The following is a 15349-nucleotide window of genomic DNA, read 5'->3' as shown; positions in this document are numbered from 1 at the left end:
GGGCCCCGCGGAGACGAGCGCGTACAAGAGGAAAGGTTCCGTCACGCGCCGGCCCCGCTTCCGCCCCCAGCCCCGGCCGCATCCGCTCCCGGCCCCGGCCGCATCCGGTCCCTGCGCGCCCCCGACCCCCGCCCGCAACCCCTACGGACTGCATAGCAGGCAATCCGATCACCGCCGCCCCACCCAGCACATGGGTACCCCTTTCGGGTTGAGCTCGCCCAGCTCGGCAGGTACGCCACCCGGCCCCGGCCAGTCTGTGGTGTGCCCGCTGTCGCGCACCCGAAGGACCGCCCATGAACACCCCGCCCCTCGCCGGCGGAGCCGCAGGCCCCGATGCCCTGCGCCCCCTCCTCGGCACCGTCCTCGACGCGCTGCGCGACGGTGCCGAAGCCCGGGGCGGCCCCCTGCCCGCCGGGGGCCCCGGCCGTGTCGCCGCACGGCTGCGGGAGGCCACCGGGCCCGTCCTCCCCGAGGCCGGCCACGGTCCGCACGAAGCGCTGCGCGCCCTCGTCCGCGCCCTGGCCGAAGGCGCGGCCGACCCGGCCGACCCGCACTGCGCGGCCCATCTGCACTGCCCGCCGCTGGCCCTCGCCGCCGCGGCCGAGCTGGCCGCCGCCGCCCTCAACCCGTCCATGGACTCCTGGGACCAGGCCCCGGCGGCCTCCGCCCTCGAAGCCCGCACGGCCCGCGAACTCGCCGCCCTCGTCTACCCGTACGGACCGGACGGCCCTGCGCACCCCTACGGACCGGACGCCTCCGCACCCCCGTACAGGCCGGGCGGCCCCACACCCCCGTACGGACCGCACGCCTCCCCGCCCCCGTACGCCCCCGCTGCCTCCGCACCCCCGTACGCCCCCGTCGGCCCCCCTCTCCCATACGACCCCGACGGCTCCCCCCACCCGTACGACCCCGGCACCTCCCCGAGCGCCGGACAGCCGCACGCCTCCCACGCGCTCACGGATCACCCCAGCCCCTACCGGCCCGGCACCCCCGCGAACCCCGGACGTACACACGAGGACGAACAGCCCGACGCCCTCGTCACCACCGGCGGCACCGAGTCCAACCAGCTCGGCCTCCTCCTCGCCCGCGAACACGCCCGTACCCGCCACACCGAACCGCTGCGCGTCGTCTGCGGCGCCAACGCCCACCACAGCGTCCACCGCGCCGCCTGGCTCCTCGGCCTCCCCGAACCTCTCACCCTCCCCACCCCCGACGGCACTCTCGACCCCCACACCCTCCACACCGCCCTCACCGACCTCTGCTACCCCGGCAGCCCCGGTGCCCCCACCGTCCCCGTCCTCGTCTGCGCCACCGCGGGCACCACCGACACCGGCGCCATCGACCCGCTGCCCGCCCTCGCCGACCTCACCCGCACCCACTACGCCCGGCTCCACGTCGACGCCGCGTACGGCGGCCCGCTCCTCTTCAGCGCCACCCACCGCCCCCTCCTCGACGGCCTGCACCGCGCCCATACCGTCACCCTCGACCTGCACAAACTCGGCTGGCAACCGGTCGCCGCCGGCCTCCTCGCCGTCCCCCGCGCCGCCGACCTCGCCCCGCTCACCCACCGCGCCGCCTACCTCAACGCCGACGACGACACCGAAGCCGGCCTCCCCGACCTCCTCGGCCGCTCCCTGCGCACCACCCGCCGCCCCGACATCCTCAAGATGGCCGTCACCCTCCAGGCCCTCGGCCGTACGGGCCTCGCCGACCTCGTCGACCGCACCCTCGCCGCCGCCCGCACCTTCGCCGGCCTCATCGACGACCACCCCGCCTTCGCACTCCACTCCCACCCCACCCTCAGCACCGTCCTCTTCCGCCCCACCGGCGCCGACGACACCACCGTCGCCACCATCCGCCGCCGCCTCCTGCACCAGGGCCGCGCCGTCCTCGGCCGCGCCGCCACCCCCACCGGCCTCTGGCTCAAAGCCACCCTCCTCAACCCCTACACCACCACCGACGACCTCGCCTCGCTCCTCAAACTCGTGGAAGGCCACACCCCCCGATGAGCACCACCCCCCACCCCGAAGCCATCACCCTCCAACTCCCGTCCCCGGACCCCGGACGCCCCGCCCACACCGGCCTCCGCACCGCCGCCACCCGGCCCCCCGACCCCGAACCCGCCACCCCCCGGCCGCCCACCGACCCCGACACCCCCCTGGACCTCGCCGGCATCGGCATCGGCCCCTTCAACCTCTCCCTCGCCGCCCTCGCCCAGCCCCTCACCCACCTGCGCACCGCCTTCTACGACCAGCGCCCCGCCTTCCGCTGGCACCCCGGCCTCCTCATCGAGGACGCCACCCTCCAAGTCCCCTTCCTCGCCGACCTCGTCACCCTCGCCGACCCCGCCAGCCCCTGGAGCTTCCTGAACTACCTCAAGTACCGGGAACGCCTCTTCCCCTTCTACTTCGCCGAGCGCTTCCACATCCACCGCGCCGAATACGACGCCTACTGCCGCTGGGTCAGCGAAAACCTCCCCGGCCTGCACTTCCGCCACCAGGTCGACGCCGTCCGCTGGAACAGCGACCGCGCCTCCTTCGAGGTCGACTACACCCAGCTCGGCGACGACGGCGAAGCCGAAGCCCTCGGCCGCACCCATGCCCGCAACCTCGCCCTCGGCATCGGCACCGTCCCCCACGTACCCGACCCCCTCAAACCCCTCGTCGACGCCCCCGCCGTCCCCGTCCTGCACGCCGCCGACTACCTCGCCCACCGCGAACGCCTGCTGGCCGCCGACCACATCACCGTCGTCGGCGCGGGACAGTCCGGTGCCGAAGTCTTCCTCGACCTGCTGCGCTCCCGCCCCACCGGCCGCGAAGGCCTCCACTGGCTGGCCCGCACCGCCGCCTTCGCCCCCATGGAATACAGCAAACTCGGCCTCGAACACTTCACCCCCGACTACACCCGCTACTTCCACGCCCTCCCCGAACCCGTACGCGACCAGCTCCTCCCCGGCCAGTGGCAGCTCCACAAGGGCATCGACCACGCCACCCTCGCCGCCATCCACGACGAGCTCTACCGGCGCACCCTGCACGGCGGCTGGCCCGACGCCACCCTCACCCCCGGCGTCACCGTCCGCACCGCAGGACGCGTCGGCACCACCAAGGTCGAACTCCACCTCGACCACCCCCACCAGGGCGCCCGCTCCCGCCTGACCACCGACGCCGTCGTCCTCGCCACCGGCTACCGCGAAGGCCGCACCGACACCCTGCTCGCCGCCCTCGACCCCTACATGCGCCGCGACGCCGCCGGGCGCCCCCGTATCGACGCCGACCAGCGCCTCCTCCTCGACCCCTGCGTCACCGGCTCCGTCTACGTGCAGAACGCCGAACACCACACCCACGGCGTCGGCACCCCCGACCTCGGCCTCTCCGCCTGGCGCAGCGCCACCATCCTCAACTCCCTCACCGACAGCACCACCTATTCCCTCCCCTCACGCACCGCCTTCACCACCTTCGGCCTGCGCCCCTCCCCGCCCCGCAACCTCACCGACATCCCCCGCCCCAACTCCACCCTCATCGAGAACCCCTGACCCACCCGGCCCAGGCTCCGCCCCTACGGACACCTGGGCCGCCGCACACCGCGCCGGATCAGCGCACCCCGGGGTCAGAACACCGGCACCCCGTCCCGGGTCAGCCGCCAGTCCTCGGCCGCGAACCGCGCCGGGTCGATCTCCCCGGTCTCCTTCACCCACCCGATGATCACATTCCGGATCTCCTCCGACGTCGACCACACCTGCGGCGCCTTCGCCACATGGGGGAAATTGCCGCCGCCGCTCGCCCGGTAGTTGTTCACCGCCAGCACGAACCGCGCGTCGTCCGCCACCGGCTTCCCCTCGAACGACAGTTTCCCGATCCGCCGCCCCGGCTCCCGCGCGATGTCGATCTCGTACGAGACACCGCTCACCGCGTCGTAGTTGTAATCCGGAATGCCGTCCGCATTCGTCAGCCTCGCCGGATCGACCGGACCGCCCGCCGGCGTCCGCACGTAATACCGTGCGGAGAACTCCAGATACTCCCGCAACTGCTTCCCGGTCAGCACCCGCGCCTCCAGCGTATTGTCGAACGGATACAACGCCGCCATCGACCGGATCGTCACCTCACCCGCCGGAACCGCCGCCGACCGCGAGAAGCACGAAGCCTGCGACAGCACCGGCAACTTCGCGTACGCACCACCCGCCAAAGCCTTCCGCACCGCCTCCGCCTGGACGAACGCGATGAAATCCAGCACCGGCGTGTCCCGGTACGGCGCCTGCGCCGCGGTCATCTCCGCCTTCGACCGCCCGATGACCTGATTGACGTACGCCACCACCTTCCGCTGCTCGGCACGCAGCAGCCGAGTGATCCGCGCATCCTCCGGCACGGTATTGGAATTCAGCACCTTCGCCGACACCGAATCCACCGACCAGCGCCCCCGCGACCGCACCAGCTCGAAGTCGAACACCGTCAGCCGCTGCCCCCACTTCAACGGCTCCGACAGCACCACCGTGCGTCCGGTCCCGCGGTTCACCACCCGCCGCTCCGGCACCTCCACATGCGCGTGCCCCACCAGAATCGCGTCGATCCCCGGCACCCGCTCCGCCACCAGCGCCGCCGCGTTCTCCACGTGCGGCAACTGGTCCCCGTACGACGACGTGCCGCTCGTCCCCGAATGCGCCGACACGATCACCACGTCCGCACCCATCGACCGCAGCTTCGGCACCCACTTCGCCGCCTGCTCCTCCAGCCCCGGAAACGCCAGCTTCCCCTGCACATGCGCCTTGTCCCAGATCGCGACACCCGGATTCGTCAGCCCCAGCACCGCCACCTTCACCTGACCACCGCACGGCGTACGGAGCCGCTTCATCCAGTACGGCGGAAAAGCCGGCCGCAGCGACTTCGCGTCCACCGCGTTCGCCCCCAGCAACGGGAAGTCACAATGCTCCTCGAACTTCCGGAGCACCCTCAGGCCGTAATTGAACTCGTGATTGCCGAGCGCCGCCGCGTCGTAACCGATGGCGTTCATCGCCTTCGCCATCGGATGCACCGGAGCGTTCGGACCCGTGATCGGATCGACCTTCGCGTAGTAATACGCCAGCTGCGTACCCTGAATCGTGTCACCCGCGTCGATCAGCAGCGTATTGCGCGCCCCCTTCTCCTCCCGTATCCGCCGCACCAGCGTGGAAATCTTCGCCAGCCCCACATCGTTGTGGTCCTTGTCGTCGAATTCCGCGTCGGCCGCGTAGTCCCAGTTGAAGACATTGCCGTGCAGGTCCGTGGTCCCCATGACCGTGAAGGCGTAACGCCGCGCGGACCGTGCCCCACCGCCGGACACCGGTGCGGCCGCCGCCGACGGCGCCCCCGTACCGATGAGCGCGGCCCCCGCGCCCGTGGCGACCGAACTCCCCAGAAACTTCCTACGGCCGAGCGGCATGAACATCTCCTTCGACGAAACACGGCGGCAGCGGACATCGGCGACGGCGACGGGCCCCGGCGGCAACGCGACGGGACCATCGCCCACCGGGACACTCCGACCACTCCGCCCACCACAACACTCCGACCACCGCGACACTCATGGACAACGCGCGTAGATTCTGACTCAGCAGCCCCACCCGCAACAGTCCCCACAGGTTGCGATCAGATGACCGCCCGGCCCTTCCCCCGGCCCTTCCCTGACAAACACCCCGCCCCGTGCCAGGCTGCCCCCATGACCGACCCCGACACCCGGCCCGCCGCCCTCCCGTACGGCACCCCCGACGCACCCCGCCTCGCCGTACGCGGCGAAGCCCGCATCGAGGCCGACCCCGAGATCGCCCGTATCGACATCACCGTCCAGGCCCGCGGCACCGACCGCACCGCCACCCTCAAGGACCTCACCCACCGCAACGACCAGGTCCTCACCCTCGTCAAGAGCTACGGCGACGCCGTCGAGAAACTCGACACCGGCGCCTTCTCCGTCACTCCCGAAATCACCGCCAAAGGCCGCCACGAACGCGTACGCGCCTACCACGGACGCGTCCGCATCACCGCCACCCTCGCCGACTTCACCGCCCTCGGTGAACTCACCACCCGCCTCGCCGACCTCGACCTCACCCGCGTCGACGGCCCCTGGTGGGCCCTGCGCCCCGACTCGCCCGCCCACCGCGAAGCCCGCCGGCAGGCCGTGCGTGAAGCCGTCCAACGCGCCCGCGAATACGCCGAAGCCCTCGGCGCACGCCTCGACGCCGTCCTCGAACTCGCCGACACCGGCGCCGACGACGCCACGCCGATGCCGCTGCCCGGCGGCGCGTTCCGGTCCGTCGCCTACGGGGGAGCGGACGCGGCCGAAAGCGCCCCCGCTCTCGACCTCGAACCCGCGCGCCAAGAGGTGTACGCACAGATCAACGCCCGCTTCACGATGACCCGCCCCATCCTGTGACCCGAGCGCTGCGACGTTCGCTTATCCGCTCATCGGAGCACCGGCGCGCGCATTCAACTACTTGTCAAGAGCCTTTCACGTAAAGGCCGTTGGGCAGTCACTTCCCCACAGTTCCCTACCTATGAGTAGGTCGTAGGGTCGAAGCATGCGCCGAGCAAAGATCGTCTGCACACTGGGACCCGCCACCGACTCGTACGAGCAGATCAAGGCACTCGTCGAGGCCGGCATGGACGTGGCCCGCTTCAACCTCAGCCACGGCACCTATGCCGACCACGAGGCGCGGTACGAGCGGGTACGCAAAGCATCCGAGGAGACCGGCCGCAGCGTCGGCGTCCTCGCCGATCTTCAAGGTCCGAAGATCCGACTCGGCCGGTTCCGCGAAGGCCCCGTACTTCTCGAACGCGACGACGCCTTCACCATCACCGTCCGTCCCGGCGTCGAAGGCGACCGCCACTGCTGCGGCACCACCTACGAAGGCCTCGCCGACGACGTCACCCCCGGCGAACGCATCCTCGTCGACGACGGCAAGGTCACCCTCCAGGTCACCGACGTCCGCGACACCGAGGTCCACACCAAGGTCGTCGAAGGCGGCATGGTCTCCGACCACAAAGGCCTCAACCTCCCCGGCGTCGCCGTCTCCGTCCCCGCCCTCTCCGAGAAGGACTGCGAAGACCTCCGCTGGGCCCTGCGCATCGGCGCCGACATCATCGCCCTCTCCTTCGTCCGCAGCGGCGACGACATCGACGACGTCCACCGCATCATGCGCCAGGAGAACTGCTTCCGGCCCGTCATCGCCAAGGTCGAAAAACCTCAGGCCGTCGACGCCATCGACGACATCGTCGCCGCCTTCGACGGCATCATGGTCGCCCGCGGCGACCTCGGCGTCGAAATGCCCCTGGAAACGGTCCCGATCGTCCAGAAGCGCGCCATCAAACTCGCCAAACGCAATGCGAAGCCGGTCATCGTCGCCACCCAGATGCTCGACTCCATGATCGAGAACTCCCGGCCCACCCGCGCCGAAGCCTCCGACGTCGCCAACGCCGTCATCGACGGCACCGACGCGGTGATGCTCTCCGGCGAGACCAGCGTCGGCAAGTACGCCACCGAAACCGTACGCACCATGGCCCGCATCGTCGCCGCGGCCGAGGAAGACATCCTCACCAAGGGCCTGCCCCCGCTCACCGACCGCAACAAGCCCCGCACCCAGGGCGGCGCCGTCGCCCGCGCCGCCGCCGAGATGGGCGATTTCCTCGGCGCCAAGTTCCTCGTCGCCTTCACCCAGTCCGGCGACACCGTCCGCCGTCTCTCCCGCTACCGCTCACCCATCCCCCTCCTCGCCTTCACCCCCGAACCGGCCACCCGCTCCCAGCTCAACCTCACCTGGGGCGTCGAGACCTTCCTCGGCCCCAAGGTCGACTCCACCGACGAAATGGTCGCCCAGGTCGACGAAGAACTCCTGCGCATCGGCCGCTGCGAACCCGGCGACGTCGTCATCATCACCGCCGGCTCCCCACCCGGCGTAGCCGGCTCCACCAACCTGGTCCGCGTCCACCACATCGGCGAGGACGACTTCCCGAAGTAACCCGTCATCCGCGGACGGCACTTCAGTACTTTGGCCCGACGTGCACATCCATCAGCGCCACAGAGGCACGGCGGGCCACCGACACGTTCTGCGCGCGGCGGCTGTGACGGGCCTGACGCCACGCCACACCCACCGCGTCCAGCGTGTCCGTACAGAGCCGGACGATGTCTGCGGACGCATTGGTGAAGAAGTAGCGCGGATACTCGTACCGCTTGCGCTCGCCGCCCACGAGGCGGGTCGCCCAATTGGTGATCCGGCAGCCGTCGGAGTGGAAGAGGCCACGGAGGAAATCCCAGGGGTGGGCGTCGACGACGTGCTGCTGCCAGGGTTCCAGGACGATCGGGCGGTCGTGCTTCTTACCGGGCCCGTGCTGCGGGAAGAGACAGGGCCAGTGCGCGCTGTAACAGGACACCATGACGCAGCCCTGCTTACGCACCAGGCAGACGCTGTTGCCGGTTCCCGCACGCAGTACAGCCGTACGGCAAGCATCGATGAGGCCCGGCCACGCATCCGCACACGCGATCCGCATGACGAAGCCGCCGCGCGGGTGCGGACTGATGCAGCCGTCCCCCAGGTAGAGCCCGAGCAGATACGCGTACGCGGCGGCGTCGGCGGGCGGCCGCGGCACACTCGCGCACCGGACGCACTCCGTCCTCGGGCGGGCGAGCGGCTCCAGCCTGACCCGCCACTCGCGCATCGCCGACCGCGATATCCCGGTCTCCTTGCTGACGGAGTTGAGGCTGCGCCCTTGGGCCAGGAGGGCCAGGGCGCGTTTGCGGGTGGCGAGGTCGTACACGGTCGTGTTCCGCCTTCGGGGGATCAGTACTGCGGGCCGATGTGGGTGTCCATTAGGGCCACGGAGGCGCGCTTGGCCACGGAGATGTTGAACGGGGCGTCGAACTTCGGGGTGGCCTTCCATTCGATGCCCACGGCCGTCAGGGTGTCGGAGCAGATCCTCAGGATGTCCTCGGACTTGTTGGTGAAGAAGTAGCGCGGGTATTCGTACCGCTTGGACTGGCCGCCGACGAGCTGACTGGTCCAGTTGGTGACCCGGCAGCCGTCCGAGTGGATCAGGCCGCGGATCAGTTCCCACGGGTAGGCGTCGACGATCTCCTGTTGCCACGGCTCCAGGACGATGGGCCGCTCGTGCTTCCTGCCGGGGCCGTGCTGGGGAAACAGGCACGTCCAGTGCCAGGCGTAGGACTTCACCTCCACGCACCCCGTCTTCTGGCGTCGGCCGGTGGACGGCATGGCCATCACTTTGCGCATGGCCTCCTCGGCCTCGTCGACGAGACCGGGCCAGGCACCACCGCAGTAGACGGACAAGTGGTGCTGTTTCGATTTCGAGACGGTGTGGCCGTCGCCGAGATAGAGGCCGAGTAAGTACGCATAGGCCCTGCGGTCGAAGGGCCGGGGAACGCAACGGGGGCAATCGTGGGCGCGCTCGAACGGCTCGCCGCGGCGCTTGCGGTCTTCGTGGCGCCACCAGCCGACGGTTCCGCGCGGGACGCCGAGTTGCTGCGCCACCACGCGATTGGTGACGCCCTGCCGTAGGAGAGTCAGAGCTCGCTGACGCGTATCAAGGTCGTACACGAATACGAGCTTGGCGGGATGGCTGCCCGAGCGGACTGATTCGCTACTGCGTTCACCGCGTAGAGTGAAGATCGCCAACCGCTGGATTACCTTCGAATCGAAGGTAAAGTGCCCTGGGTGGGATTCGAACCCACGCTGTCGGTGGTTTGAGCACCGTGTCTCTTCCGCTGGACTACCAGGGCTTACCTTGAAAACCAAGGCTAGCGGAGACCCGCCGTGCCTCAAACATACAGGAGATAGGTAGGCTCATGGGGCACCACCTGCCTGGAACGAGGAGACCCGTGAGCGCCGCCGAGCCCGAGCAGCCCGTCGCCGAGGACGATCAGTCGCATGTCCCGCCGCAGACGACCCGTGTGGTCATTGCCGAGGACGAGGCCCTCATCCGTCTCGATCTCAAAGAGATGCTGGAGGAGGAGGGGTACACCGTCGTCGGCGAGGCCGGGGACGGGGCGAAAGCCGTGGAGCTGGCGCGGGAGCACCGGCCGGACCTGGTGATCCTGGACGTGAAGATGCCGGTCCTCGACGGGATCTCCGCCGCGGAGCAGATCGCCGAGGAGAGCATCGCGCCGGTGCTGATGCTCACCGCGTTCTCGCAGCGCGAACTGGTGGAGCGGGCGCGGGACGCCGGGGCCATGGCGTACCTGGTCAAGCCGTTCAGCAAGAGCGACGTGGTGCCGGCGATCGAGATGGCGGTGAGCCGTTTCACGGAGCTGAAGACGCTGGAGAAGGAGGTCGCCGACCTCACCCAGCGGCTGGAGACCCGCAAGCTGGTGGACCGGGCGAAGAGCGTCCTGCAGACGCAGTACGGGTTGACCGAGCCGGCCGCCTTCCGCTGGATCCAGAAGACGTCGATGGACCGCCGGCTGTCCATGCAGCAGGTCGCCGAGGCCGTCATCGAGGACGCCGAGGAGAAGAAGCAGCAGAAGGACCAGCAGAAGGACAAGGACAAGAAGGCCAAGGAAGGCGAGTAGCGGTCAGGGCAGGCGCGCGGCGGCGGGGGTGCGCGGTGCCGGGAGGCCGAGCAGGACGCGTACGTCGTCGGCCTCGGGGACGCGCAGCGTCGTGAAGAGCCGTAGCGCCTCCTCCCAGGTGACGTGCGCGCGTTCCGGCCGGCCGGCTGCCCGCAGGGCGTGGCCGAGGGTGACGAGGACGGTGGCGCGTCGCCAGGTGCCGCCGTTGATCCGGAGAGTGCTGAGGGCGTCTTCCGCGTGGCGTGCGGCTTCGCGGGGCTGTCCGGCTTCGAGGAGGGCTTCGGCGAGCCGGTAGAGGGTGAGCCCGGCCCACAGGCTCTGGCGTTCTTCGTGGAAGAGCGCCAGAGCTTCGGCGTACCGGGACCGTGCCGCGTCCGGTCTGCCCGCCGCGGCCAGGGTGACTCCCGTCGTGTACAGGCCGTGGGCCAGCCGGACGGAGGCGCCGAGGGCGCGGTAGTGGCGGAGGGCGCGGTCCGCGGCGGCCAGGGCTTCCCGCTTGCGTCCGAGGCCGAGCAGGGCGCGGGACTGATGGGCGAGTGCCGCCGCTTCGCCGTACCGGTCGTCGTCGTGCCGGAAGGCGTCGAGGGCCTGGGTGAAGTAGGTGAGCGCGGCCGTGAGGCGGTGGGCGGTCAGTGCTTCGACGCCGCGGAGGTTCAGGGCTCGCCCGCGTACGACGGGGTCGTCGGCGAGCTGTCCGAGGGTGCGGGCCGCGCGGGACTGGATCTCGGCTTCCCGGAAGCGGCCGAGCCGGGCGCGGGCGCGGCTGAGGAGGAGGCGGGCGCGGGCTTCCGCCGGGGTGTCTCCTGCTTCCTGGGCGGCTTCGGCCAGGGTGTGGGCGGTCTGCTCGTACTGGGGGAGGAGGACGGCGGAGCTGAGCAGGTCCTGGGTGAGGAGGAGCAGGTCGGTGGCCGGGCGCAGCTCGTGGGGGCTCCGTCCGGGGGCGGCGGCTTGGCGTGCGGCGGCCAGGAGATTGGAGCCTTGGGTGAACACCCAGTCCAGTGCGGCGCTGCGGCTGGGGAAGACGGTGCCGGGCCGGGTGGCCGGGGTGAGGTGGTCGAGGAGCCGGTCGCCGGGGCATTTGAGCTGGTGGGCGTCGGTGGCGGTGGCGAGGTAGTGGTGGAGCAGCCGGGTGCGGGCGGCTTCGCGGGCCGGTGGGGGCTCGTCGCGTCCGGCGCGGGAGCGGGCGTAGAGGCGTACGAGTTCGTGGAAGCGGTAGTGGCCGGGGGCGGCGGACTCCAGGAGGGATGTGTCGACGAGGGATTCGAGGAGTTCTTCGGTGGCGTCGGTGCTGTTGGCCTTGTCGGAGTCGGAGTCGGAGTCGGCGTGCGCGTCGGTGTCGAGTAGGGCGGCGGCCGCGGGGAGGGAGATGTCGGGGCCGTCAGCGAGGCCGAGGAGCCGGAATGCCTGTGCCTGCCGGGGTGTCAGTCGTCGGTAGGTGAGTTCCAGGGTGGATGCGACGGCGAGGTCGCCGGTGCGCAGTTCGTCGAGGCGGTGGCGTTCGTCGGCGAGTTTGGCGGCGAGTACGGAGACGGTCCAGGTGCGGCGGGCGGCGAGCCGGGCGGCGGCGATGCGGATGGCGAGCGGTAGGTACCCGCAGGCGTGGACCACGTTCCTGGCTGCTTCGACTTCTGTGGCGACGCGCTGTTCGCCGACGATGCGGGTGAAGAGGGTAAGTGCCTGGTCCGGGGGCATCACGTCGAGGTCGACGAATTGGGCGCCGTCGAGGCCGACGAGGTGGGAGCGGCTGGTGACGAGGGCCGCTGAGCCGTTGGTGCCGGGCAGGAGGGGGCGGACCTGGGCGGCGTCGCGGGCGTTGTCGAGCAGGACGAGGACGCGGCGGTCGGCGAGGAGGGCGCGGTAACGGGCGGCGCGTTCGTGGACGCCGTCGGGGATGTGGGTTTCGGGGGTGCCCAGGGCGCGAAGGAAGGACCCCAGGACGGCTTCGGGGGCGGTGGGGGCATGGGTGGCCTGAAGGTCGACGTAGAGCTGGCCGTCGGGGAAGTGGTCGCGGACGAGGTGGGCGACGTGGACGGCGAGGGTGGTTTTGCCGATGCCGGCCATGCCGCTGATGGCTGAGACCGTCGTGGATGGGCCTTGGGCGGAGATGAGCTGTTCACCGAGTTGGGCCAGGGTGGCTTCGGGGGCGACGAAGTCCGGGACGGTGGCGGGCAGTTGCAAGGGGATGACGGGGGGCGGTTCGTCGGTGTTCGGGGGCGCGGGGAGGCCCAGTTCGGGATCGGCGGTCAGGATGCGCTGGTGCAGGGCGGCGAGGGTGGGGGAGGGGTCGACGCCGAGTTCGTCGGCGAGCAGGCGGCGGGTGTCGGCGAAGACGGCGAGCGCTTCGGCCTGTCGGCCGCTGCGGTACAGGGCGAGCATGAGGAGTTCGCGGAGGCGTTCGCGCAGGGGGTGTGCGGCGGTGAGCGCGGTGAGTTCCGGGACGGCTTCGGTGTGGTTGCCGAGGTCGAGGTCGAGTTCCAGGCGCGTCTCCAGGAGGGAGAGGTGCCATTCCTCCAGGCGGGTGCGCTGGTTGTCCGCGTAGGGGCCGGTGAGGTTGGCCAGTGGTTCGCCGTCCCACAGGGCGAGGGCGGAGTTCAGGAGGTCGCGGGCCGCGCAGCGGTCACCGGCGGCGCGGGCGTTCTCGGCTTCGGCCGCGTACCTTTCCGCGTGATCGAGGTCGAGGTCGAGCGGCTGGTTGCGCGACCCGCGCAGTGCGTAGCCGCCGGACTCGGCGACCAGGAGGTCCGCGTCGGCTCCGAGTGCTTTGCGGATGCGGGAGGCGTATGTGCGGAGGGCCGCGAGGGCGGCGTGCGGTGGTTCTTCGCCCCAGAGGGCGTCGACGAGTTCGGCCGCGGTGGTGGTCCGGCCGCCGCGAAGCAGCAGGGTGGCGAGGAGGGTTCGCTGCTGCGGGGAGCCGGTCGCGAGTGGTGTCGCGCCGCGCCAGGCGCGTACGGGCCCGAGGACGGTGAAGCGGACGGAGTTCTGGTGGGGGTCGGGTGCGCTGCGGTTCGGTGGGGGGCTTTTGACGGGGGGCGGGGGGGCCTGAGTGGTGGCGGGGTGGGGTGTGGCGGTGGTGATCGGCGGGGCGGGTGTGGTCGGGGGCGTTGCGTCGTTCTTGATCGCGGTGTGGAGTACCTGGAGGCGGGGTGGCAGGCCGGTGCCGTGTGCCGCCTCCAGGGCCGCTCCGTAGCGTTCGAGGACGCGCAGGGCTTCGGCGGTGCGGTCGGTCCTGTGGAGGGCGGTGGCGAGGTGGGCGTGGAAGGTCTCGTCGTGGGGGTGTTCGGTTACGAGGGCGCGCAGTTCGGGGATGGTGCGTGCGGCGTGTCCGGTACGGAGGTCGGCTGTGATGCGCAGCCCGAGGGCTTCGGTACGCAGGTCATCCAGGCGTTGTATGTGGGGGGTGAGCCCGGTGCCGGTGGCGAGGCCGGCGAGGGCCGGGCCCCGCCAGATGGCGAGGGCGTCGGTCAGCAGGGTGTGGGCGACGGCGGGGCGGTCTTCGGTCAGGTGGCCCCTGGCCTTGTCGACGACGGTGACGAAGCGGCTCAGGTCGATGTGGTCCGCGGGGAGGTGCAGGGCGTAGCCGTCCTGCGCCCAGATGAGGAGCCGACGTCCGGTGCCGTGGCCGACGGTCTTGTCGAACTGCCGGCGGATGCGGTGGACGTGGGTCTGTATCTGTTCTCTGGGGGTGGCGGGTGGGTCGGTGCCCCAGATGTCCGTGGTGAGGACGGGGAGGGGGACGGTCTGGCCGTGGTGCAGCAGCAGGGCTGCGAGCAGTGCCTGCTGGCGGATGGCGGACGGGGTGATGTCGACGCCGTCCAGGGTGAGCTGAAGTGGTCCGAGGACCCGCGCTTCAAGATCCATCGTGTCGGTCCGCGGTGTCGTGAAGGGCGGCGTCGTACAGGGCTGTGTGATGCGGGGCGGTGCCGTGTGGAGCCGTGTCGTGGAGCGCGGTGCCGTGCAGGAGGGCCGCGTGGGCGTGTGCCAGAGCGGGCGGCCGGATGCCGTCGGTGCGGTGCCGTCGTTCGAGTTCTTCGCCGAGCAGGCGCGTGGCGCGGCTCTCCGCTCCGCCCGCGCACAGGGCGCGGGCCAGGGCGACGACGATGCTCTCGTCGTCGGGGTGCCGGTCGCGCAGGTCCTGGAGGGCGAGGGTGGCGCGGGTGACCGCTCCGGTGGCGAGCAGCGCGGTGGCCCGGCGTTTGCCGGTGTCCAGGTGGATCTCGGTGAAGGTGCGCCGGGTGGCGCGTACGAAGGCGGAGGGCTGGAGGCCGGTGAGGGGTTCGCCGCGCCACAGGGCCAGTGCCGCGTCGAAACGGGCGAGGGCGCCGTGGTGGTCGCCTCGGGCCTGGTGGTCGGCGCCGTCGTCGGCGAGGTGGCGGAAGCGGTCGGTGTCCACGTGGCCGGGGGCGACGTGGAGGACGTAGCTGACGTTCTCCGGGGTGTGGCCCGGGTGGGTGGCCAGGCGTGCCGGGTGCTCGCGGCCCGGGCCTTCGTACCGCGCCAGGGTGCGGCGCAGGTGGTGGATGTGCAGGTGGATCGCGGAGATCGCCGATGCGGGTGGCGGGCCGGGCCAGACGCGTTCGCGGAGCGCGGCGACGGTGAGGGCCTGTCCGGGCTGGAGGAGCAGGGCGGTGAGGACGGCTCTGCGCTGCGGGGGGCCCAGTGCGACGGGCGTGCCGCCGTAGTGGGAGGTCACCGGCCCCAGCAGGCCGAAGCGGAGCGTTGCCATGTCGGTGTGCCCCTTCCGGTGCTCCAGTGCGCTGTACGCGCTGCCGATGAACTTAGCAGTGCATTCAGTGGACGTTAAGTGAGC

10 protein-coding genes and 1 tRNA gene are annotated in these 15349 nt (G+C 71.1%); 5 read left to right on the top strand and 6 right to left on the bottom strand.

The window, feature by feature from the left end; translation table 11 throughout:
• Positions 1-293: 293 nt before the first annotated feature.
• Both AB0A97_RS01090 and AB0A97_RS01085 read left to right on the top strand, forming a co-directional pair.
• On the top strand, positions 294-2009 hold the full coding sequence (locus tag AB0A97_RS01090) for a pyridoxal-dependent decarboxylase (RefSeq protein ID WP_361142696.1): 1716 nt from the start codon (positions 294-296) through the stop codon (positions 2007-2009).
• Positions 2006-3532, top strand: coding sequence for a SidA/IucD/PvdA family monooxygenase (locus tag AB0A97_RS01085; RefSeq protein WP_361142693.1), 1527 nt, complete (start codon positions 2006-2008; stop codon positions 3530-3532). The genes AB0A97_RS01090 and AB0A97_RS01085 overlap by 4 nt, the downstream gene beginning before the upstream one ends.
• Positions 3533-3606: 74 nt before the next feature.
• Here the strand turns inward: AB0A97_RS01085 and AB0A97_RS01080 are convergent, their stop codons facing one another.
• Positions 3607-5412 (bottom strand): 5'-nucleotidase C-terminal domain-containing protein, encoded by a 1806-nt coding sequence (locus AB0A97_RS01080; RefSeq protein WP_361145116.1) that lies wholly within the window; start codon positions 5410-5412, stop codon positions 3607-3609.
• A 273-nt stretch (positions 5413-5685) separates the two neighbouring features.
• On the opposite strand from AB0A97_RS01080, the gene AB0A97_RS01075 reads away from it, so the two are divergent.
• Both AB0A97_RS01075 and pyk read left to right on the top strand, forming a co-directional pair.
• Positions 5686-6396, top strand: a complete 711-nt coding sequence (locus AB0A97_RS01075) for an SIMPL domain-containing protein (protein WP_361142690.1) — start codon at positions 5686-5688, stop codon at positions 6394-6396.
• A gap of 145 nt (positions 6397-6541) precedes the next feature.
• Positions 6542-7978, top strand: coding sequence for a pyruvate kinase (pyk, locus tag AB0A97_RS01070; protein WP_361142687.1), 1437 nt, complete (start codon positions 6542-6544; stop codon positions 7976-7978).
• 22 nt (positions 7979-8000) lie between these two features.
• Here pyk and AB0A97_RS01065 read toward each other — a convergent pair whose 3' ends face one another.
• From AB0A97_RS01065 to AB0A97_RS01055, 3 genes are all read right to left on the bottom strand, one after another.
• Positions 8001-8774 carry a transcriptional regulator gene (locus tag AB0A97_RS01065; protein WP_361142684.1) on the bottom strand — a complete coding sequence of 258 codons (774 nt, stop codon included), beginning with the start codon at positions 8772-8774 and terminating at the stop codon, positions 8001-8003.
• A gap of 23 nt (positions 8775-8797) precedes the next feature.
• Positions 8798-9571, bottom strand: a complete 774-nt coding sequence (locus tag AB0A97_RS01060; protein ID WP_361142681.1) for a helix-turn-helix domain-containing protein — start codon at positions 9569-9571, stop codon at positions 8798-8800.
• A 109-nt stretch (positions 9572-9680) separates the two neighbouring features.
• A tRNA-Leu gene (locus tag AB0A97_RS01055) sits at positions 9681-9753 on the bottom strand.
• 99 nt (positions 9754-9852) lie between these two features.
• Here AB0A97_RS01055 and AB0A97_RS01050 point away from each other — a divergent pair.
• Complete coding sequence (locus AB0A97_RS01050) at positions 9853-10542, top strand: response regulator (RefSeq protein WP_361142679.1); 690 nt, start codon at positions 9853-9855, stop codon at positions 10540-10542.
• Positions 10543-10545: 3 nt separating this feature from the next.
• Here the strand turns inward: AB0A97_RS01050 and AB0A97_RS01045 are convergent, their stop codons facing one another.
• Together AB0A97_RS01045 and AB0A97_RS01040 are read right to left on the bottom strand one after the other, a co-directional pair.
• Positions 10546-14400: a BTAD domain-containing putative transcriptional regulator gene (locus AB0A97_RS01045; RefSeq protein ID WP_361142677.1), complete on the bottom strand. Its 3855-nt coding sequence runs from the start codon at positions 14398-14400 to the stop codon at positions 10546-10548.
• Positions 14390-15265, bottom strand: a complete 876-nt coding sequence (locus tag AB0A97_RS01040; RefSeq protein WP_361142674.1) for a BTAD domain-containing putative transcriptional regulator — start codon at positions 15263-15265, stop codon at positions 14390-14392. The genes AB0A97_RS01045 and AB0A97_RS01040 overlap by 11 nt, the downstream gene beginning before the upstream one ends.
• Positions 15266-15349: the final 84 nt, after the last annotated feature.

Source organism: Streptomyces sp. NPDC045470 (assembly GCF_040646595.1).
Classification (GTDB): Bacteria; Actinomycetota; Actinomycetes; order Streptomycetales; family Streptomycetaceae; genus Streptomyces.
The sequence above is the reverse complement of the archived record's forward strand: the minus strand, read 5'-3'. Positions and strand labels throughout refer to the sequence as shown.